Source organism: Caballeronia arationis, assembly GCF_001544975.2.
GTDB classification, from domain to species: domain Bacteria; phylum Pseudomonadota; class Gammaproteobacteria; order Burkholderiales; family Burkholderiaceae; genus Caballeronia; species Caballeronia arationis.
Genome location: NZ_FCOG02000045.1, coordinates 15,034 through 35,200, shown reverse-complemented (window position 1 = coordinate 35,200; position 20,167 = coordinate 15,034). Strand labels below are relative to the sequence as shown.

At 64.7% G+C, this 20,167-nt stretch carries 20 protein-coding genes and 2 pseudogenes; 10 read left to right on the top strand and 12 right to left on the bottom strand.

From position 1 onward, the window contains the following. Positions 1 to 10: 10 nt before the first annotated feature. The 3 genes from AWB81_RS23935 to AWB81_RS46935 all read right to left on the bottom strand — a co-directional run bounded on the left by AWB81_RS23935 (position 11) and on the right by AWB81_RS46935 (position 2,818). Positions 11 to 1,060 (bottom strand): ABC transporter substrate-binding protein, encoded by a 1,050-nt coding sequence (locus AWB81_RS23935; RefSeq protein ID WP_062639030.1) that lies wholly within the window; start codon positions 1,058 to 1,060, stop codon positions 11 to 13. A gap of 26 nt (positions 1,061 to 1,086) precedes the next feature. After that, complete coding sequence (locus AWB81_RS23930; protein WP_062639047.1) at positions 1,087 to 1,989, bottom strand: TauD/TfdA dioxygenase family protein; 903 nt, start codon at positions 1,987 to 1,989, stop codon at positions 1,087 to 1,089. A gap of 550 nt (positions 1,990 to 2,539) precedes the next feature. Next, positions 2,540 to 2,818 (bottom strand): hypothetical protein, encoded by a 279-nt coding sequence (locus tag AWB81_RS46935; protein ID WP_062639029.1) that lies wholly within the window; start codon positions 2,816 to 2,818, stop codon positions 2,540 to 2,542. 293 nt (positions 2,819 to 3,111) lie between these two features. On the opposite strand from AWB81_RS46935, the pseudogene AWB81_RS23920 reads away from it, so the two are divergent. From AWB81_RS23920 to AWB81_RS23905, 4 genes and pseudogenes are all read left to right on the top strand, one after another. Continuing rightward, positions 3,112 to 3,950, top strand: a pseudogene (locus AWB81_RS23920) (ABC transporter permease subunit). Next, on the top strand, positions 3,947 to 4,732 hold the full coding sequence (locus AWB81_RS23915) for an ABC transporter ATP-binding protein (RefSeq protein ID WP_062639028.1): 786 nt from the start codon (positions 3,947 to 3,949) through the stop codon (positions 4,730 to 4,732). Before AWB81_RS23920 ends, AWB81_RS23915 begins: the two are co-directional and overlap by 4 nt. Then, on the top strand, positions 4,725 to 5,729 hold the full coding sequence (locus AWB81_RS23910) for an NrtA/SsuA/CpmA family ABC transporter substrate-binding protein (RefSeq protein WP_062639027.1): 1,005 nt from the start codon (positions 4,725 to 4,727) through the stop codon (positions 5,727 to 5,729). The genes AWB81_RS23915 and AWB81_RS23910 overlap by 8 nt, the downstream gene beginning before the upstream one ends. 19 nt (positions 5,730 to 5,748) lie before the next feature. Further along, a pseudogene (locus AWB81_RS23905) lies at positions 5,749 to 6,989 on the top strand (acyl-CoA dehydrogenase family protein). Positions 6,990 to 7,063: 74 nt separating this feature from the next. Here the strand turns inward: AWB81_RS23905 and AWB81_RS23900 are convergent. The 3 genes from AWB81_RS23900 to AWB81_RS46455 all read right to left on the bottom strand — a co-directional run bounded on the left by AWB81_RS23900 (position 7,064) and on the right by AWB81_RS46455 (position 9,320). Then, positions 7,064 to 8,122: an LLM class flavin-dependent oxidoreductase gene (locus AWB81_RS23900; RefSeq protein WP_062639026.1), complete on the bottom strand. Its 1,059-nt coding sequence runs from the start codon at positions 8,120 to 8,122 to the stop codon at positions 7,064 to 7,066. Positions 8,123 to 8,278: 156 nt separating this feature from the next. After that, positions 8,279 to 9,109, bottom strand: a complete 831-nt coding sequence (locus AWB81_RS23895; RefSeq protein ID WP_062639025.1) for a CmcJ/NvfI family oxidoreductase — start codon at positions 9,107 to 9,109, stop codon at positions 8,279 to 8,281. A gap of 58 nt (positions 9,110 to 9,167) precedes the next feature. Then, positions 9,168 to 9,320 carry a hypothetical protein gene (locus AWB81_RS46455; protein WP_200822541.1) on the bottom strand — a complete coding sequence of 51 codons (153 nt, stop codon included), beginning with the start codon at positions 9,318 to 9,320 and terminating at the stop codon, positions 9,168 to 9,170. Here AWB81_RS46455 and AWB81_RS23890 point away from each other — a divergent pair. Continuing rightward, on the top strand, positions 9,320 to 9,724 hold the full coding sequence (locus tag AWB81_RS23890) for a TauD/TfdA dioxygenase family protein (protein ID WP_062639024.1): 405 nt from the start codon (positions 9,320 to 9,322) through the stop codon (positions 9,722 to 9,724). The two genes, AWB81_RS46455 and AWB81_RS23890, sit on opposite strands and share 1 nt — an antisense overlap. 67 nt (positions 9,725 to 9,791) lie before the next feature. Here AWB81_RS23890 and AWB81_RS23885 read toward each other — a convergent pair whose 3' ends face one another. Continuing rightward, positions 9,792 to 10,436: a peroxidase-related enzyme gene (locus tag AWB81_RS23885; RefSeq protein ID WP_062639023.1), complete on the bottom strand. Its 645-nt coding sequence runs from the start codon at positions 10,434 to 10,436 to the stop codon at positions 9,792 to 9,794. A gap of 208 nt (positions 10,437 to 10,644) precedes the next feature. Between AWB81_RS23885 and AWB81_RS23880 the strand changes: the two genes are divergently transcribed. Together AWB81_RS23880 and AWB81_RS23875 are read left to right on the top strand one after the other, a co-directional pair. Further along, complete coding sequence (locus AWB81_RS23880; RefSeq protein WP_062639046.1) at positions 10,645 to 11,220, top strand: peroxidase-related enzyme; 576 nt, start codon at positions 10,645 to 10,647, stop codon at positions 11,218 to 11,220. A 22-nt stretch (positions 11,221 to 11,242) separates the two neighbouring features. After that, the gene (locus tag AWB81_RS23875) at positions 11,243 to 12,439 is read left to right on the top strand and encodes an acyl-CoA dehydrogenase family protein (protein ID WP_062639022.1); all 1,197 of its coding nucleotides are present in this window, start codon (positions 11,243 to 11,245) and stop codon (positions 12,437 to 12,439) included. A gap of 67 nt (positions 12,440 to 12,506) precedes the next feature. Here the strand turns inward: AWB81_RS23875 and AWB81_RS23870 are convergent, their stop codons facing one another. From AWB81_RS23870 to AWB81_RS23850, 5 genes are all read right to left on the bottom strand, one after another. Further along, positions 12,507 to 14,489, bottom strand: a complete 1,983-nt coding sequence (locus AWB81_RS23870) for a family 2A encapsulin nanocompartment cargo protein cysteine desulfurase (RefSeq protein WP_062639021.1) — start codon at positions 14,487 to 14,489, stop codon at positions 12,507 to 12,509. Further along, on the bottom strand, positions 14,464 to 15,396 hold the full coding sequence (locus AWB81_RS23865; protein WP_062639020.1) for a family 2A encapsulin nanocompartment shell protein: 933 nt from the start codon (positions 15,394 to 15,396) through the stop codon (positions 14,464 to 14,466). Before AWB81_RS23865 ends, AWB81_RS23870 begins: the two co-directional genes overlap by 26 nt. A 103-nt stretch (positions 15,397 to 15,499) precedes the next feature. Then, the gene (locus tag AWB81_RS23860; protein WP_062639019.1) at positions 15,500 to 15,757 is read right to left on the bottom strand and encodes a helix-turn-helix domain-containing protein; all 258 of its coding nucleotides are present in this window, start codon (positions 15,755 to 15,757) and stop codon (positions 15,500 to 15,502) included. After that, entirely contained in the window at positions 15,754 to 16,698 is a 945-nt protein-coding gene (gene epsC / locus AWB81_RS23855) for a serine O-acetyltransferase EpsC (RefSeq protein ID WP_062639018.1), read from the bottom strand. The genes AWB81_RS23860 and epsC overlap by 4 nt, the downstream gene beginning before the upstream one ends. Positions 16,699 to 16,729: 31 nt before the next feature. After that, a complete protein-coding gene (locus AWB81_RS23850; RefSeq protein ID WP_062639017.1) occupies positions 16,730 to 17,197 on the bottom strand; it encodes a rhodanese-like domain-containing protein in 468 nt (155 codons plus the stop codon). Positions 17,198 to 17,481: 284 nt separating this feature from the next. Here AWB81_RS23850 and tauA point away from each other — a divergent pair, with 284 nt between their 5' ends. From tauA to AWB81_RS23835, 3 genes are read left to right on the top strand one after another with little or no spacing between them, the layout of a single operon-like run. Beyond that, entirely contained in the window at positions 17,482 to 18,516 is a 1,035-nt protein-coding gene (gene tauA / locus AWB81_RS23845; protein WP_062639016.1) for a taurine ABC transporter substrate-binding protein, read from the top strand. Then, on the top strand, positions 18,513 to 19,292 hold the full coding sequence (locus AWB81_RS23840; protein ID WP_062639015.1) for a taurine ABC transporter ATP-binding protein: 780 nt from the start codon (positions 18,513 to 18,515) through the stop codon (positions 19,290 to 19,292). The genes tauA and AWB81_RS23840 overlap by 4 nt, the downstream gene beginning before the upstream one ends. Next, a complete protein-coding gene (locus AWB81_RS23835; protein ID WP_096032066.1) occupies positions 19,289 to 20,164 on the top strand; it encodes an ABC transporter permease subunit in 876 nt (291 codons plus the stop codon). The genes AWB81_RS23840 and AWB81_RS23835 overlap by 4 nt, the downstream gene beginning before the upstream one ends. Positions 20,165 to 20,167: the final 3 nt, after the last annotated feature.

The window sequence follows — 20,167 nt, the reverse complement described above, 5'->3', positions numbered from 1 at the left end:
TCTCCTGCTGTCAACTGCCGCCGGCGGTGGCGGGGTCGTCGAAGAAATAGTCTTTCCACGATGCCGGTTCATGCTTGATCGCGCCGACGCGATACATGAACTGCGCTAGGCCGAAGGTGTTCTGCGGTGCGATCCTAAATTGCGCCTGCGGGTTCGAGATCACCTTGATGAGCAGCGCGCGGTCGGTCTTTGCGTTGTTCACACGGATGTAGATATCGGCGGCGGCCTGCGGATCGGCGGTAACGAACTTCGCGGCATCGGCCATCGCATCGACGAACGCGCGATAGGTTTTCGGATTGCCGTCGCGAAATTTCTCGGTCGCGTAAAGCACCGTGGCGGAACTCGGCCCGCCGAGCACGTCGTACGAACTCAGGACGATATGCGCCTTCGGGTTGCCGGCGAGTTCCTGCTCCTGAAACGGCGGATTGCCGAAGTGCCCCGTAATTTCCGTGCCGCCCGCGATGATCGCGGCGGACGCGTCCGGATGCGGCACGGCCTGCGTGTACTTGTCGAGCCGGTCGAACTGCTTGTCGCCCCACTGCTTCGCGGCGGCGTACTGCAAAATCCGCGACTGCACCGACACACCCACCGATGGCACCGCGATGCGGTCCTTTTCAGTGAAGTCGGCGATCGTCTTCACCTTCGCATCGTTGCTGACGAGGTAGTACGGCAGGTTGCCGAGCGACGCCACGCCCTTCACGTTCTGGCGGCCGTGCGTGCGGTCCCAGATGGTCAGGAGCGGGCCGACGCCCGCGCCCGCGATATCCACCGAGCCGGACAACAGTGCGTCGTTCACGGCCGAACCACCCGACATCTTCACCCAGTCGACCTTGATGTCGATGCCCTGCTTGCGGCCTTCCTTCTCGATGAACTGCTGGTCGCGCGCGACGTTCAGCAGCAGATACACGACACCGAACTGCTCGGAGACGCGGATCTGTCCTTCGGCGTGCGCCGTCGTCGGCAACGATACGGTGCCGATGCCGAAAGCAGCGATGCAGCACGCCACGAACGCACGCCGCGAAACGACGCGAAGGGGCGCACCGCGCCTGAAAACACGCATGAAGACTCCGAAAAAAAGTGAAAGACTCAGAACGGCGTGTCGCCTTCGATCGTCGTGCGATAAAGCTTGCGCCTCAGATGATCCGGCGTGCCGGCGGCGAGATGCATGAGCGAGCGGTTATCCCAGAACACCATGTCGCGCTCGGCCCACCGATGCCGATAGACGAACTCGGGCTTCACGCTGTGCGCGAAAAGCTCGTCGAGCAACGCGCGACTTTCATCTTCGGGCAGCCCGACGATGCGTGTCGTGAAATGCTCGCTCACGAAGAGCGCGCGCCGGCCCGTTTCAGGATGCGTGCGCACCACCGGATGCACGACGGGCTTCACCTGCGCGATCTGCTCGGGCGTGAGATTCGGCCGCCACGGACTGCGCTTTTGCAATTCGGCATAGCGCGCGAGATAGGTATGCTCGGCGCGCAATCCTTCGGTGGCGTCGCGCAGATGCGCGGGCAGCGCATCGTACGCGGCGTGCATGTTGGCGAACAGCGTGTCGCCGCCTTCGGACGGCAGTTCCTGCGCATGCAGCATCGAACCGAGACTCGGCTTCTCCTTGTATGAGAGATCCGAATGCCAGAAGTGACCGGCATCACCGAGGCCGATCGGCTTGCCGTTCTCCGTGATGTTCGAGACGATCAGCACTTCGGGATTCTGCGCCAGACTGAACTGATGCAGCACGTGGATCTGCAACGGCCCGAAACGCCGGCTGAATTCGACCTGCTCAGCGGGAGTGATGCGCTGGTCGCGAAACACCAGCACGTGATAGTCGAGATGAGCCCGGTGAATGCGCGCGAAATCTTCAGCGGATAGCGGACGGCTCAGTTCCAGCCCGATGACTTCGGCGCCAAGCGGCGCATCGAAGGCTCGAATGTCGAATGGCTGGCGCGCTGTGTCAGCGAGCGTGGCGGGATCGGTAGCGAGGGCGTTGGTCACGAAAGTCGATGAGATCAGGGAACGGTCGCACAATTTACCGGGCCGCCAGCGAAGCGCCAAACAAGTATTTGCGATACCCATAGCATCGTTTTCGATAAGCAAAGAACACCCGCGAGCCGCGTGTGAACGCAGTTCGTCCCAGATGATGAAACGCTGCCGGTTTATCTCGGGTGCCGTCCCATCGCCCGCGTTGCCGGATTCAGCAGGCGGCGGGACGCGAAGAAGAACACCAGCAAAAGAAGGAAGCGGTTCAACGGAACATTCACATCGATGCCTCGGCACGTGGAGAGAACTCGGGATTTGCCAGCATAAAAAAAGTGCGCCTCGCAGGGAACGAATCTCATGTGCTATAGAAAGTACGCTCGCTGAAAAACGGGCGGCATCGGCCATCTATGGTTGTGACGATCGCTCGGCTTCACACTGTTTCGCGGCGTCAACGTGCCGTCGAAGACATTCAGCGAACTGGTCGAGCACGATTACGGAACGCCGAGCGTGAGCGCCGAACAGTTGCAGCGATGGCGCGCGGAACGCGGCGGCTGTCCGCTCGCGCTCATCGACGGACGCACGCGTGACGAGCATCGCAAGATGGCGATTCCCAGCTCGGTACCAGCGAAAAGATCCGCGAGGACGCCACGCCGTGCGCCGAGCTCTCGAACACGCCCTGCCCCAGATAGATGGCCTCGTCGATCGAATGCCTGACGAGGATGACCATCGTGCCGGTGCTCTTCCCGATGCGCAGCAGGTCGTCCTGCGAGGCGTCGCGCGTTTGAGCCTGGAGTGCGACGAAGGGCTCGTCCGACAGCAGCACATCGAGCTTGCCGACATACATGATCGCCGGGCGTCAAGACTGAAAAAGCAAAGAACAATAAAACGTTTGTCGTCGCGCTACCTTGCAGCTTTTAATAAAGCGCTCGTCTTCGCGACTCGCGCAAAATTTTCGATTGCCATGTAACGCGGTGGCGCATCGAAGCGGCGAGTGATCGCGGAGTGTCTGCTCGACGCTTCGGGCACATTTGGGCGATGACGTCTTTCTGCACCGGCCACGCGCTCCCGCCGCGCGGCGATGCGGCGCTTCCGCTCTTCATCGGAGCGCCTATTCTTCAAGGATGCTACGGAAATGAAATGGCTGACCTGACTTCAACCCGCAACAGCTATGTGGCTGCGCATGCGTCCCGTGCAGGCATTTCGAGAGTCGTGCTCTATCGATGGCTCTCATGGGCCATCCCCGCGATCGTCATACTGTTATGGGAAGCCGCGTCGCGCATCGGGCTGATCGCGCCGCAGGTGCTCCCGGCCCCGAGCAGCGTCTTCGAAACCGCCGTGAACCTCGGAAGAAACGGCGAGCTCTTCGTTCATCTCGGCGTCTCGCTGCTGCGTGCTGCGGGAGGCTTCATCATCGGTGGAATCATCGGGCTCGCATTGGGCGTCGTCGTCGGCTTCTCGCCGCTTGCGCAGGCGCTATTCGACCGCTCGATCCAGATGGTGCGCGCGATTCCCTTTCTGGCTATGCTGCCGCTCGTGATCGTCTGGCTCGGCGTCGGCGAAGTCGCGAAGATTTTCCTGGTTGCGCTCGCTGTGCTCTTCCCGATCTACATCAACACCATGCTCGCATCCGGCAGATCGATCCGAAGCTGATGGAACTCGCCCGCGTGATCGGCATGGACCGAATCGCGATCGTGCGGCGAATCATTCTCCCCGGCGCAATGCCTTCCATTCTGACAGGCGTGCGCTATGCGCTCGCCCACGTGTGGCTCGCACTGGTCATCGCAGAGACGCTCGCGACGACGAAGGGCATCGGCTTTCTCGCAATGGATGCCCGCGAATTCTTGAACACGAACGTCATCCTGCTTACCGTGATCATCTACGCGATCATCGGCGTCGTCGCGGACGCGCTCGTGCGCCTGCTCGAAGCCCGCTTCCTTTCGTGGCACGCGAACTATGCCAAAGGAGCGCGCAAGTGACGCAGAGCATCGCCCCGCCCCGCGATGAGGCGGCCGAATCGCGCACCGACGCGCGCGTCAGCCCATTGGCACCCGCCGTATCGGTGCGTGGACTGCAACGGCGCTACGGCAGCCGTGTCGTCATCGATGCGCTAGACCTCGACATCCACAAGGGCGAATTCGTCGCGCTGCTGGGTGAAAGCGGATGCGGCAAGACCACGCTGCTGCGCGCGCTGGCGAGGCTCGATTTGCGCGACGCGGGAAAGATACGCGCGCCGGAGCGCCCTTCCGTCGTGTTCCAGGAGCCTCGCCTACTGCCTTGGGAGACGTTATGGCAAAACGTCGCGCTCGGTCACGAAAACACGGTCGGCCGCCACGGCGCGGCGCGCGCGCTGGCCGAAGTCGGACTCGCCGGCCGTGAGGACGACTGGCCACGCAATCTGTCGGGCGGTCAAGCGCAGCGGGTGGCGTTGGCGCGGGCACTCATTCACGATCCCGCGCTGCTGCTGCTCGACGAGCCGTTCGCGGCGCTCGATGCACTCACTCGCATCAGGATGCACGGCCTCGTCAAGGAACTCATCGCGCTCCATCAACCCGGCGTGCTGATCGTGACGCATGACGTCGACGAAGCGCTCACACTCGCAGACAGGATTCTCGTGATGCGCGCCGGACGCATCGCGGCTGCCTTCCAGCCCAAAGACCACGCGCCGCAGGCACTGCGGCCCACCCTGCTCGCGGAACTGGGCGTCCGGTCACACCGACTTCTTTCCCGCACAACCAGAAGGACCTCAAAGGATGACTGATTCTTCGCTGACCCGTCGCCACTTGTTACGCGCGGCGGGTGGCCTGCTGGCCGGCGTAGCCGCCAGCGGACTTTTCCTCGCGCAGGCGGCCGAGCCGCGCAAGCTCACGCGCAAAACCGACACGGTGCGCCTCGGCTGGGGCTACGGCAGCCTGCCCGACATCGCCAAACAACGCGGAGTGTTCGAGAAGACGCTCGCCGCCAAAGGCATCAACGTCGAATGGATCGGCCCCTTTCCGAACCATGCGCCCTCGATTCAGGCCGTGGTCGGCGGCAGCGCCGACTTCGGCTTCTGGGGATCGACGACACCCGCGCTGGCCGCCATGCTCGCCGGCTCGCCGATCGTCTTCAACGCGTTCGACATCTATTCACCCCGCTCGACGGCCATCATCGCGAAGAAGTCGAGCGGCATCAATTCGGTTGCCGATCTGGCGGGCCGCAAGGTCGCCGTCAACCGTTCGGGGCTCGGCGAATTCCTGCTTATCGCGGCGCTGGAAAAGCATCGCGTCGATCGCGACCAGGTCCAGTTCATCTATCTGAATCCGCCCGATGCCGCGCCGGCTTTCGCGCAAGGCAAGGTCGAAGCTTGGTCGATGTGGTCGCCGGGCGTGGACATCTCGCGCTTCTCGAATGACGCGAAGGAAATCTTCAACGAAGGCCGCGATCTGGATTTCCTGATCGACTACAGCTCGCTCGTGACGCGTCGGAAGTTCACCGAAGAGAACTCCGAGCTGGTCCGCGCGGTGATCGATGCGTACTACGTCGAAGGCGCCTGGCAGTCCGCGCATTCCGCCGACGCCGAGCTTCTCGTGCAACGCGAAGGCAAGTATCCGGACCAGGTGCGCGACTATCTCTCGAGCCTCAAGCGCGTGAATCAGTTCCACGAGCCCGGCGACGCTGCTTTCATCGCGCAGTTTCAACGCGCCGCCGACTGGCTCGCGGAACGCAAGATCATCAATTCGCGCATCAAGGTCGCGGATTACACCATCAAGGTCTGATTCGAGGAAACGCGAGATCATGTCTGAGTTCACCCACCTCGCGAGCGCCGGGCCCGCGCTCGTGTCGCCACTGTCGGCAACCCTCGGTTTCGCGCAGATCATCGACGAGGTCGCCGCGACCGCCGCGGAGCGCGAACGAGCGCATCGCCTCCCGTATGAGGAGATCGCAAGTCTCAAGGCGCTCGGCTTCGGCGCGCTGCGTCTTCCCGCCGATGCAGGCGGGAGGGGCGTGTCGCTGCGCGAATTGCTCCTCGTGGCGCGCGATGTGGCCGCGGCGGATTCGAACATCGCCCATGCGTTCCGCAATCATCTGTGGCAAGTGGAAGCTGCGCTCAGACGGCGCGAGCATCCCTTTCATGCGCGCGTGCTGGAACTCGCCGGGCAGAAGAAGACCATCGGTCTGAGCTTCGTCGAAAGCGAAGTGACGGCGGCCGGTGCGCGCCCGACCAAGGTGCTGAGCCGGCTCCAATGGGACGCGTCTCGCGATGTCTACGTCGGCTCGGGCGACAAGGTGTACGCGACGGGCAATCTGTACAACGACGCGTTCATCGGCCTCGCCGTGGAGAGCCGCATGGCCGCACGGTGCAATACGTGCTCGATCGCGGCGAGGGCATAAGCGATGACGATGACTGGCAAGGTTTCGGCCAGCGTCTGACAGGCTCGGGCACGGCGCGTTTTCGCGACGTAACGGTGCCTGCCGCGCATCTCTACCCGACGGACCCGCCGAGGTCCGACGAAGCGGCGCCCTGGGGCTACACCTTCCATCAGGTCTATCTGACCAACTGCATCGCGGGCATCGTGCGGCGGGTGGCGCTGGACGCCGTGGACGTGCTGCGCGCGCGCGGGCGCAACTTCTATCACGGCGAAGCCGCCCATCCCGCCGATGAACCCGTGCTGCAATCGCTGCTCGGCCGTATTCGCGCGTACGCGGCGAGCGTCGAGGCGACTGCGGACCGCGCGGTCGGCGCCTTGCAACGCGTATGGGATGCCCACGGCACGCGCGACGAATACGAGACCACGCTCGCCGCCACCCTCGCAGCCTCCGAAGCCAAAGTCGTGATCGACGATCTCGCCCCGCAGATCGCGAGCTGGCTGATCGATCTCGGCTCGGGCTCGGTCGTCTCACGCGTCGGCGCGCTGGACCGGCACTGGCGCAACATCAAGGTGATCGCCTCGCACAATCCGCGACTCTACAAGGAGCGTCTCCTCGGGCAACACCTGCTGACTGGGCAACTGCCGCCCACGGGCGCGTTCTTCTGAAAGTGCGTAACGTGTCCGCTCGCGCGCGGCTGCAGCGGCGAGCGGACCTTCGAACGCCGATGTGACGCGCGTGCTCAGCTGCCCAGCAGACGGCGCACGCGCGGCATTACCTCCTGCGCGAAACGGCCCATGTCGGCCTCGAACGGCTGGAACTGCAGCATGAACAGTTCGATGCCTGCCCGATGAAAGTCCACGATACGCCGCGCGACCGTATCGTAATCGCCGACGAGATCCGCAGCCGTACCGCCGTTCGACCCGACCCGCGCCGAGCGCGCGAAGGTCTGGTGCATCACCGCCTTCGGATCGGTATTGGCCTCCTGCTGTTCGCGCAGCGGCTTGTCGAGTTCCGCCAGCGCGAAGAGATGTCCGAGATGAGCACGCGCTTCATCCTGCGTTTCGCGTGCGATCACAAAAGCCGACAGGCCGAAGCGCAAGGCCTCGCGCGCGGCCGGACGCGCGCGGGCGGCGACATCGGCGATCAGGGCGGCCACGTCGTCGTGCGGCTGGCCGTTGATGAACCACACGTCGCCATGCGCCGCCACGAGCGAGCGCGCCGGCTCCGATTCGCCGCCGACATAGATGCGCGGACGCGCGCGAAACGGATCGGCGGGACGCAGCTGATAGTCATCGATACGGAAGTGATCGCCGCGATGCCTGACGGCTTCGCCGCGCAGCAAGGCCTCGACGACCGAGATCCACTCACGGCCATACACATAGCGCTCGTCATGCTCGGCAAAGCCGATGCCCGCGCGTTCGAGCTCCGGACGATTCCACGCGTTCACGAGGTTGATCGCGAAGCGCCCGCCGCTGATGTGCTCGATCTGCTGCGCCATCTTCGCGAGCACGACCGGATGATAGAGATAAGGCTTGATGGCGGTGATGATCTCGATGCGCGAGGTGAGCGCCGCCAGTGCCGCCGACGCTGTCCACGCTTCAAGCTGATCGAGCGAGGGATCGTGCGGATTGATCGTATGCTGGGCGACAAGCACGGAGTCGTACCCGAGGCGTTCGGCCTCTAGCACGAGCGCCTTGTTGCGCGTCCACGAGGCGTCGTAAGGCTCCGCGGGATCCTGCAGCGCCGCGCGGCTGCCATGCACGAGCGCCCAGACGCCGAAGCGGGGAAGTTTGGACATCGCTTGAATGAACCGTAAGGCAGAGTAGGAAGGATGCTCATGCTAATGCCGGGCGCGCTCACGGCGATCCAATTTCTATCGATAAGGAATTGCCATATCGGCATTTGGAGCGCGCGAGGACAAGCCCCGGGTCCAGCAGCGTTCACCGCGTGGGCTTCAGAAGAACAGCAAGGTGCGCAGTTCGATGCTGCGGCGCGGCCGCGCGTCGGGCGGCGAAGCCGGATCGTCGAAGGCGGTGTGCGCGGTGAGACGCGCGATGCCATCGCCCGCCGAGTCATAAATCTTGATGAGCAGCGCCTCGTCGGGCGACATCAGCGGAAAGTAGTACCAGCGATGCCGCGGATTGTGGACGAAGGCATAGGTTTCGCCGGTCATCGTCGGATAGATGAAGTCCTGCGCGACAATATCGCGCCCATCGATGCTGCGCGAGTCGCACAGCGCGAGCGGCGAGGACTCGACCACCTCGGCCACCGGCCGCCACAGGTTGACGATTGCGAAGCGCCCTTGCAGCAGTCGCGTGGCTTCGTCGGCGGGAAGATGATCGCGCACGCGGCGCGGCCCCGAAACGAAGGTCTGATCGTTGTGGATCAGATGCACCGGCTCCCTTACACCGTTCGCGCGCGCAGCACTGCCGTCGCGCAGCGTGTGATCGAAGATGACGACGCGCTTCGCGCCGGTCCACTGCTTCAGCAGTCGCTCGGATTGCGCATAGTAAACCGAACGAATGGCGGCATCGTCCGAGAAATCGGACAGTGTGCTCGCCTCGCGATGCAGCTCGAAACCGTTTCTGTCGAGCGACAGACCGCCCGGCGGCGGCCGCAGCCGCGCATTCGAAATCGTCACCGCGTGCGTGCGATATTCACCGGTGCGGCGCGGCACGCCGGGCGGCGGATCGTAAGCGTACGCGGTCGGCTTGACGCCCGTCGGCACGAGATAGTTGAGTGCGGCCTCGACTTCGACTGATTGTTCGACCACGACATCGCTCATGGTTTCGCTCCGTGCAGATTCAGGCCGTGTCCGGGGCGGCTGGCCGATTGCTTCAAACCTAGGCCTCCGGGAACGGTTCCACAACGAAGCTTTTCTGCAATGTATTGCAGGCCGTCAGACGGTCGTGGCGCAGGCACAGCCGGCTTTCGCCCACGCTCCCGCCGTACGCCGAGCCGAACGATGCAAGCCCGGCGATACGCTGTTCCAGCAATGCACGCTCGTCGGCCCAATAGCGGCATCGTCCGCATTCGTGGTCGCGCGCAAAAGTCCGGAGGACTGACCGCTACGCACGACGGCGATCCGACCTATCGGCAACGCAACCGCGTGCGCGGCATCGACGATACCGGCAAGAGGTTTCACCGGGCCTTGCATCCGGTCGTGCGCGCGCATCCGGAAACGGGCCGCAAGGGCATCTTCGTAAATTCGAATTTCACGACGCAAATCGACGATGTGTCCGCCGCCGAGAGCGAAGGCATTCTCGCCGTCATTCTCGTGATCGGAAAGCAGCGTGAACGGGCTCGAAAGATGTCGCGCTATGACTGCGCTTCAACGCGTCCATGGCGTGTTGAACGCGCCGAGGTGGAGTTGTCGGGCGTGTGGCATCGCGTCGGTTGATGAACGAGTGGCGGATCGCGCCAAGGTACTGCAACTTGCAAGAACGCGCTGAAACGGGCACCCGGCTTCACGCGCGCCTGAGATCCCTGCCAGCAAAAAACTGATCGTCCGGCACCACGTTCAGCGCGATCGTCAACCGATTGGCGTAATTGAAGAACGCCGATATCTCCAGCACCTCGGTGACGGCTTGCTGCGTGAAGCCGATCGAGCGCAGCGATTGAAGATCTTCCTCGCGAATGCCGCCCGGCTCGCGCGTGAGACGCTCCGAGATTTCCGCGAGCGCAGCCTCCTTCACCGACAGGCGCACATGACGAAAGCCCTGTGCGATGCGCTGCGCGCGCACCGTATCGCCCAGTACGTTCGCGAGCGCCTGCGTGTGGTTGAACACGCAGTAGCTGCACTCGTTCGCAGCCGATGTGACCACCGCGATCAGTTCCCGCTCCGCGGCAGTCAGATGGCTGCGGTGCGGATCGAACAGATGCTCGTAGAACGTGACGAGCCGATAGGCGGTATCGGGATTGACCGAGTGTGCCGCAAGCCAGTTCGGCACGAAGCCATACTGGCGGCGAAATTTCGCGTGGATCGACGCGACATGCGGCGGCAGGCGCGTCTCGTCGGGCACGCCGAAGCGCGAGAGCGGTTCCCTTTGCGCATCGGCATCGTGTGCATTCAGATGTTCGGCGAACGGATCGGACGGTGCGAGCGTGGACATTGTGTGGTTCTCCTGACGCCAAGGTTCGGACCTCCAAGTTAGCGCACGCGCCGGTGCGCGGAATGATCGATTTCTCATAAGCTAATCGATGTTCAGCGACATCGCGCTGGATGAATTGCAAATCGCAAATCGATATTGGATCGCCGGCGCGAGCGCTGCGCATAATGGGCTGCAGCTTCTCTTCACCCCTTCAGGCGAGGAATGCGACATGGCAGAAGTCCTGAGCACGGAGGCGCATGTGACCGGCCGGCTCGACGTTCCGGAACTCGACACGTTGAGCGGCGACCTCCGGCAACTGATCGAGCAGCACGGCGGCGACAACTGGATCCGCGCGCTGTCGCTGAATCCCGATACGGCGCGCCGCTTCACGCAATACTTCGAGAAGCTCTTCAGCGCCACGGATGGGCGGCTGCCGATCGACGAGCGCGAGTTGATCGCGGTCATCGTGTCGCGCACGAACGGCTGCGGGCTGTGCGCGATTCATCACGCGCATGCGCTCGGCGAGGCGTTGCGCGACCGCGTGCAGGCGCGCCGCATCGCGCTCGATTATCACCTCGCGGACCTGTCGCCGCGCCAGCTCGCGCTCGCCGAAATCGCCGAAATCATCACCACGTCGCCGCGCGCGATCAGCACCAAGGACTTCGACCGCCTGCGCAGCCTCGGCCTCGACGACGCCGACATCCTCGAAGCGATCGAGACCGCGTCGTGGTTCAACCATACGAACCGCATTTTCATCGCCACTGGTGTCGTGCCGGACGAGAAGTATTTCTCGGCTTTGGCATGACGCGGGACAAAGGAGAGATTCGATGAGCGCCGTACTCGAACCCGTAAGCGCGTCGGCCGCCGGCGCGACCCGTCTGCTGTCGGACGCCCTGCTCGATGCCATCGGCAGCCGCGCCGCCGCTTACGACCGGGAAAACCAGTTCTTCTCCGAGGACTTGCGCGATCTGCAGGAGGCCGATTTTCTGCGTGCGAGTGTGCCGGTCGAGTTCGGCGGCCTCGGCCTCAGCCTTCCGCAACTGCTGCGCGAACAAACACGGCTCGCGTACCGCGCGCCATCGACGGCGCTCGCGCTGAACATGCATCTGTATTGGGTCGGCGCGGCGCTGCATCTGTATCGGCGCGGCGACAAATCGGCGCAATGGATTCTCGAGGAAGCGGGCGCGGGCAAGGTGTTCGCCGCGGGCCACGGCGAGCCGGGCAACGATCTTGGTCTCGCGTGGTCGTCGGTGAAGGCGACGCCGTCGGCGGACGGCGGCTATCGCTTCGACGGACGCAAGATTTTCACCTCGCTCGCGCCCGCATGGGACTGGCTCGGCGTGCACGGCATCGACGATACCGATCCGCAGGCACCGAAGATCGTGCATGCGTTCATTCAGCGCGACTCAGGCGGACATCGCACGGTGAAGACGTGGGATGCGCTCGGCCTGCGCGGGACGCGCAGCGACGACACGTGGCTCGAAGGCGCGATCGCGCCGCGCGAAAGGGTGATCCGCGTGCTGCCTGCGGGCATTCCCGACGATCCCTTCGTCGATGGGATTCTGGGCGCCGTGCTGCCGGGCCTCGGCGCGGTCTATTACGGCATCGCGAAACGCGCCTTCGACGTGGCAGTGGAATCGGCGAAAGAGCGCAGTTCGGCCGCCATCGGCGGCAAGACCTACGCGTATAAGCCGCTCACCCAACAGGCGGTCGCGCAGGCGGCCATCGAGCTCGCGAGCATCGAGGCGTTGGTCGAACGAGCGGCGCAGCGCTGGTGGACGGGCTACGGCGAGGACGAGCCGTGGATCGCGCATCTGCTCGCGGCGAAGCAGCATGCGGTCGATGGCGCATTGCGCGTGGTGAATCTCGCGCTGAAGATTGCGGGCGCAGCGTCGCTATCGCGTCATCACGAGCTCGAACGGCTTTATCGCGACGTGCGCGCCGGCGCGTTTCATCCGCCCAATGCGGATGCTGCGCACGAAGTCATCGGGCAGGCCTGGCTTGGCGTGCTCGGCAAGGTGTAAGGGGCGCGAATGCCTCTGTCATTGCGGTGAGAAACGCGGCGCATGAGCTTTCATGCGCCGCGCCGTTTCACCTTCGCGCCGCCAGATGCCGCACTACCGAGATCATGCGGTCCACTTCATCGCACGTGTTATAGAACGCGAGCGACGGCCGCACTGTCGCCTCGACGCCGAAGCGCCCCAGGATCGGCTGAGCGCAATGATGCCCCGACCGCACCGCGATGCCTTCCTCGTTGAGCGCTCGCCCGACTTCTTCCGGCTGGTAGCCCTTGAGCACGAACGACAGCACGCTCGCCTTGTCATCTGCCGTGCCGATGAGCCGCACGCCGGGCACCGGCCGCAGCAGGTGGGTGGCATAGGCGAGCAGATCATGCTCGTAGCGCCCGATATTCTCGATGCCGATGCGCGTCACGTAGTCGAGCGCGGCGCCGAGGCCGACCGCATCCGCGATATTGCCAGTGCCTGCCTCGAAGCGGCTCGGCGGACCCTGAAACACGGTGCGCTCGAAGGTAACGTCCTGGATCATGTTGCCGCCGCCTTCCCACGGCGGCATGTCCTCCAGCACTTCGCGCTTGCCGTACACCGCGCCGATGCCCGTCGGCCCGAAGATCTTGTGTCCCGAAAACACGAAGAAGTCCGCATCGATACTTTGCACGTCGACCCGCATGTGCGACACCGACTGCGCGCCGTCGACGAGCGTACGCGCGCCCGCGCGATGCGCCATTGCGACGATCTCCTGCACCGGCACGACGGTGCCGAGCGCGTTCGACACCTGCGTCACCGACACGATCTTCGTGCGTCCGTTGAGCATGCGCTGATACTCGTCGAGCCTGACCTGACCCGAGTCGTCGACGGGAATCACGCGCAGCTTCGCGCCCTTTTCCGCCGCGAGCTGCTGCCACGGCACGATGTTCGCGTGATGTTCGAGATGCGACACGATGATCTCGTCGCCCTCACCCACGTTCTTCGCACCCCACGACTTCGCGACCAGGTTGATGCCTTCGGTCGTGCCGCGCACGAAGATGATCTCTTCCGTCGACGATGCGTTGAGAAAGCGCCGCACCGTCTCTCGCGCGCCTTCGTAGGCATCGGTCGCACGCCCGGCGATGGTGTGCGCCGCGCGGTGGATGTTCGAGTTCTCGTGCGCATAGAAATACGCAAGCCGGTCGATGACCGCCTGCGGCTTCTGCGTCGTCGCAGCGTTGTCGAACCAGACGAGCTGGCGGCCGTTGATGCGCTCCTGAAGGATAGGGAAGTCGCGGCGAACGGCGTTGACATCGAACGGAGGATGCGCGGACTTCGCATAAGACGCCTGCTTGCGCTCGTCTTCGGCAAAGTAATACGAGCCTGCGCGATCGAGTCCGCCGGGCGCGGGCGCGCCGTGCCGTTCGCCGGACAGCGAGCGCAGGAAGTCGTCGCCGGGAAGGCCGAACGATTCAGCGCTGACGCTTTGTCCGGGCTTCAGCGCTTCCCGATGCGCATGCGCGGGCTGACCGCCTTCGTTCAGGAAGTAATAGCCTGAGCTCGGCACGCCCGGCGCCGAGGGACGTTCGAGCTCCACGGGCTCCGTGCCCAGCGCAGCACCACCGAAGCGCGGCTCCAGCGCGGGCGCTACGCTCTGCGCGAGATCCGGCACGCCGTCGTGCGAGATCGCGTGCGGGGCGAGCGCGGGCGCGCGGTTGCCGAGCGACAAAACGTAGATCGGCGAGGACGGCGCGAGATTCGCACCGGGCACGTGGCCTTGGGGAATCGCGACACCCGGCACGCCCGTGCCCGTGCCGCCCGGCCCCGCGAGCGGCGAGCCCGGCGGCGCAGGGTTGCTCGCCACGCTCGTCACAGGGGCAGTGTACGGCAGCGTCGCCGAAATCGAGTCGCCGCCGCCGCTGCCGAGACTCGCGGCCGCGGGCGTCGCGCTGCCCGGCGCGTTCGAAAACAACTCGTTGGCGAGGCGCGCGAGTGTCGCCACATCGGGCAAACCGGCCGGCGCATCCGCTTGAGGCAGCCACGGCCCGGCGTCGCTCACGGGATTATCGGTAGGTGTCGGGATACTCATGGTACTTGGCGATCTCCACGTCATCCAGAACCGCCAGCGCATCCGGTGAATGCACGGCGAGCGAGCAATACAGCGAGATCAGATACGACGCGATCGCGTGATTGTTGATGCCCATGAAGCGCACCGACAATCCCGGACCCTGCTCGCCCGCCACGCCCGGCTGATACAGGCCGACCACGCCCTGACGCTTGTCGCCTACGCGCAGGAGCAGAATCTTGGTCTTGTTGTCCGCCACCGGCACCTTGTCCGACGGAATCAGCGGAATGCCACGCCATGTGATGAACTGCGAGCCGAACAGGCTCACGGTCGGCGGCGGCACGCCACGGCGCGTGCATTCGCGGCCGAACGCGGCGATCGCGAGCGGATGCGTCAAAAAGAACGCCGGCTCTTTCCACACCCTCGTGAGCAACTCGTCGAGGTCGTCCGGCGTCGGCGCGCCGGTCAGCGGAAACACGCGCTGTTCTTCGGCGACATTCGCGAGCAGGCCATAGTCGGGATTGTTGATCAACTGGCTTTCCTGCAACTCCTTGATCGTCTCGATGGTCAGGCGCAACTGCTCCTTCGTCTGATCGTGCGGGCTGCTGTAGAGATCGGCTACGCGCGTCTGCACGTCGAGCACCGTGCTCACCGCATTCAGGAAGTACTCGCGCGGCGCTTCTTCATACGGCACGAACGTGCGCGGCAGTATGCTTTCGTCTTCACGCTGCGTGCACAACGCACGCACCGCCTCGGGATTCTTCACCTGGTTCAGACGATAGATACCGGCCTCGACCGGCAGCCATTGCAACAGGTGCGTGAGCCAGCGAGGCGTAATAGTCGAAAGCTGCGGGACGGTCTTGGTGGCATTGGCTAGTTGCCGTGCTGCGGTATCGCCGAGCGCGGACGCGCCGCCGACGGTTGCGGTCATGGGAAGCTCCGGGGTCTATATGAGAAGAACAGGAATGCTTATGAACGGGCGTCATTATTACGAGGCCACAAACCCCGTTCAACATGCTATAGCCGTCACCTTTTTACTTTTCCCCAGCGGCGTCGGTCAGCGGTTCCGATTCGTCGCGCTGCGAGGGCGACAGGAGACGCGCCATCGGTACGCGAAGCGCGTGCGCGAGCTTGTCGACGGTGACGATCGATGCGATGCACGACCCGCGCTCGATCTCTCCAACGTAGGACCGGTTCAAGCCCGCGTGCTCCGCAAGTTGTTCCTGCGTCCAGCCGCGCGACTCGCGCAGTTCGCGAACGGTCGCGCCGAAATGGCGCACCAGTGTGCTCATGACGAGACGGGCTCGGTCTGCGGCGTCTGGGCGCGCGTCGCGACCTCGCCGCTCTGCGACAGCGCCTGCGTGACCGACGCACCCGGCGCGACGTCGTGCGTGAGCCATACATTGCCGCCGATGACCGCGCCGCGTCCGAGCGTCACGCGTCCGAGGATCGTCGCGCCGGCATAGATCACGACGTCGTCCTCGACAATCGGATGACGTGCGAGCCCTTTCTCGAGATGACCTTCCGCGTCGCGCGGAAAGCGCTTGGCGCCGAGCGTCACCGCCTGATAAATGCGCACGTGGTTGCCAATCACGGCCGTCTCGCCGATTACTACGCCCGTGCCGTGATCGATGAAGAATCCGGAGCCGATGCGCGCACCGGGATGGATATCGATGCCGGTTTCCCCGTGTGCGAGTTCGGCCACGATGCGCGCGAGCAGCGGCAGCTGGAGCCGATAAAGCTCGTGCGCGATGCGGTGGTGAATCATCACTAGAATCCCGGGATAGCAGAGCAACACCTCGTCGACGCTGCCCGCCGCCGGATCGCCCTGATAGGCCGCGAGGATGTCGCTGTCGAGCAGGGTGCGGATGCGTGGCAGGGTTTTGGCGAACTCGCGTATCGCATCGCTCGCGCGCGTGTCGACCGCGTAGTCGTTGCGTGGCTGATGGCGTGCCTTGTATTGCAGCTCCAGCTTCGCCTGCGCGAGCAGGCCCTGCAACGCGAAGTCGAGCGCATGCCCCACGTAGAAATTCTCGCTTTCCTGGCGCAGGTCGGGCGGCCCGAGCCGCATCGGAAAAAGTGCGCCTTTCAACGCGCCGACGATATCGGCGAGCGCCTCGCGTGCAGGGAGCTCGCGCCCGCCCGGCTCGAGCGAACGCTTTTGCACTTCCCGCCACTGCTGGCGGACCGTCTGAAGCGATTGGACGATGTCGTCGATGTCAAATACAGCCACAGTGCAGTCCTTTCTATGATGTTGGCGCGCTCTAGTCCTGGATCCAGGGCAAACCGAGATAGCGCCAGCCGTTCAGCGTGCCGCGCCGCTGCTGGTCATCCAGTTCGCCTTCGAATCCTTCGCTCACGTTGAACGCATGGGTAAAGCCCGCCTTCGTCGCGGCTTCGGCGGCCGCGGCCGAGCGCTTGCCGCTGCGGCACAGGAGCAGCACGACCGCGTCCTTGCCGGTCTTGGCTTCCAGTTCGCGCACGAAGCGTGGATTGCGTGAAAGGCTCGTGCCCGTCGCCCACGCGACGTGCACGCTCTCGGGCACGTAACCCACGAATTTGCGCTCTTCGGCCGTGCGCACGTCGACCATCACGACCTCGCCCGTCTGCACGAGCGCCCACGCGTCCGCCGGCGATACGCTGCCGGCATACGCCAGATGCGCCTCGGCGCCCGCTTCGCGCGCCGCTTCCAAAACGGGATGAATCACACGTTCCTGTACTACGTCAGTCATGACGTCTCCGTATTTTCGTTCGTCACAGAAGCGATGGCGGCGGTACTCGTCTGATGAAGAATCAACCGTCTATAGCCATCACGCCCGACTATGCGAGACATCCGCCGGAGGTGGAACCAAGCATTTTTCATTTGCAAATGACGGCTCGCGTCAAACGGTTCGAAGTACGGCCCGCCGTATTTGCGAAGCACGCTCCGCGTCATTTGCTACGCATATTTGATTCGTAGCCGCGGCATGCAAAGTGCCTATAGTCGAAGGCTTCATCACACCACTCCGTCCGCTCCATGAAACTTCCTATCCATCGCCGCACGCTGATCGCCGGCGCCGCTTCCTTCATGCTCGCCGCCGTCGTTCTCGCGCCCGCTCGCGCACAGGCCGAAACGCGCGAGGTGGTCATCGGCTATCAGGACATGGTGGTGCCTTGGCGCTACGCGCAGGCAAGCGGAGCCGTCGAGAAGGCCACGGGATACAAGGTCACGTATCGCAAGCTCGGCAGCGGCGCGGACGTCATCCGCGCACTCGCGTCGGGCTCCATACAGGTGGGCGAAGCGGGCTCCAGCCCGATCGCGGCGGGACTCTCGCAAGGCGTCGATCTTTCGCTGTTCTGGATTCTCGACAACATCAACGACGCCGAAGCGCTCGTCGCGCGCAACGGGTCCGGCGTGAGCAAGCTCTCCGATCTGAAGGGCAAGACGCTCGGCGTGCCGTATGTGTCGACCTCGCACTTCCATGCGCTCGTCGCCTTGCAGCAGGCGGGCGTCGATCCGTCGACGGTGAAGATCGTCAATCTGCGTCCGCCCGAAGTCGCGGCGGCGTGGGAGCGCGGCAATATCGACGCAACTTACATCTGGGACCCGGTGCTCGCCAAGGCCAAGCAGAGCGGTCGTGTGCTCATCACATCGGGCGAGGTGGCGAAGGAATCGGGCAAGGCGACGTTCGACGGCTTCGTCGCGTCGCGCAAGTTCGCGCAGGACAATCCCGTCTTCCTGAATGGTCTCGTCAAGGTGCTCGCCGATACCGATGCGCAATACCGCGACCACAAGGCCGACTGGACCGCCGCATCGAAACAGGTGCAGGCCGTCGCGCAGGAATCCGGCGCGAACGTCGCCGACGTGCCCGCGAGTCTCGCGCTCTACGCCTTCCCGACCGCGGGCGAGCAGGCGTCGCCGACGTGGCTCGGCGGCGGACAGCAGTCCGGCGCGGCGAAATCACTTGCCGCCACCGCGCAGTTCCTCAGGCAACAGGGCACGATTCAGAACGTGCTCGCTGATTACTCCACGGGCGTCGATCCGCGCTTCGCGCAGCAGGCCGCGAAATGACGTCGCTTTCCATCCGCAATCTCGGCGTCACCTACGAAGGCGCGAGCACGCCCGCGTTGAAGGGCGTCGACTTGCAGATCGGCAGCGGCGAGTTCCTGGTGGCGCTCGGCGCATCGGGCTGTGGCAAGACCACGCTGCTGAATTGCCTCGCCGGCTTTCTGGAGCCGACCGAAGGCGACGCATCGCTCAACGGCGCGCCGATCGTCGGGCCCGGCGCCGAGCGCGGCGTCGTGTTCCAGAAACATGCGCTGATGCCGTGGCTCAATGTCATCGACAACGTCGCGCTCGGCCTGCGCTTTCGCGGCGTGAAGCGCAACGAGCGCCGCGAGATCGCGCGCCGCACGCTCGCGCTCGTCGGCCTCGCGCAGCACGAGCAGGCGAAGGTCTACGCACTTTCGGGCGGCATGCAGCAACGCGTCGGGATTGCGCGGGCGCTCGCGAGCAATCCCGAAGTGCTGTTGATGGACGAGCCGATGGGCGCGCTCGACGCCCTCACGCGCGAGAACGTGCAGGAGCTGGTGCTCGACGTGTGGGCGCGCACCGGAAAGACGGTCTTTTTCATCACGCACAGCGTGGAGGAAGCGCTCTTTCTGGCGACGCGCCTCGTGCTGATGACGCCCGGCCCGGGACGCATCGAGGAAGTGCACGAGCTGCCCTTCTCGCGCGACTACATCCGTAACCGCGATGCCCACGCCGTGAAGTCGTCACCCGCATTCATCGGGTGGCGCGAGCGGCTGACGCGCCGCCTGCATCGCACCGAGACGGAGGTGGCGTGACTCATCCCGCTCAGGACGTCCCGCTGCCGCGCTCCGCAACGACGCCGCGGACTGCACGGCGTGCCGCCCGCGCGAAGCAGCGCGCGCGCTATCGCGGCATGCCGGGCTCGGGCCCGACCGCGCTGCCCAGCGCGCTGTGCATCGCGACGCTCGCGGTGCTCTGGTGGGCCGCCACGCATTTTCACTGGCTGCCGCCGCTCTTTCTGCCCTCGCCCGAGGCCGTCTGGCACGCATTCATCGATGCATTACATGGACGGCTCCAGGGCGGACTGCCGCTCTCCGAACATCTTTTGTGGAGCGCGATCCGCGTGTTCGGCGCATTCGCGCTGGCAGTCGTCACGGCGGTGCCGACCGGCATTCTGATGGGCGTGAGCCGCATCGCGCGCGGCGTGCTCGATCCGCCACTGGAGTTCTATCGGCCGCTGCCGCCGCTCGCGTATCTGCCGCTCGTCGTCATCTACTTCGGGATCGATGAGACCGCGAAGATCGTCGTGATCTGGCTCGCATGTTTCGCGCCGATCGCGATGGCCGCGCGTGCGGGCGTCAAAAGCGCGACCGCCGAGCAGGTGAACGCGGCGTGGTCGCTCGGCGCGAACTTCCGGCAGGTCGTGTGGCACGTCGTGCTGCCCGCCGCGCTGCCCGAGATACTGACGGGCCTGCGCATCGCCGTGGGCTTCGGGTGGACCACGCTCGTCGCCGCCGAGATGGTCGCCGCCACCGCCGGCCTCGGGCAGATGGTGCTCAACGCATCGAGCTTCCTGCGCACCGACGTGGTGGTGATGGGCATCGTGCTGATCGGTGCCATCGCGTGGATCTTCGACTTCGGCATGCGCGCGCTGGAGCGGCGGCTCGTGCCGTGGAAGGGGCGCTGAGCC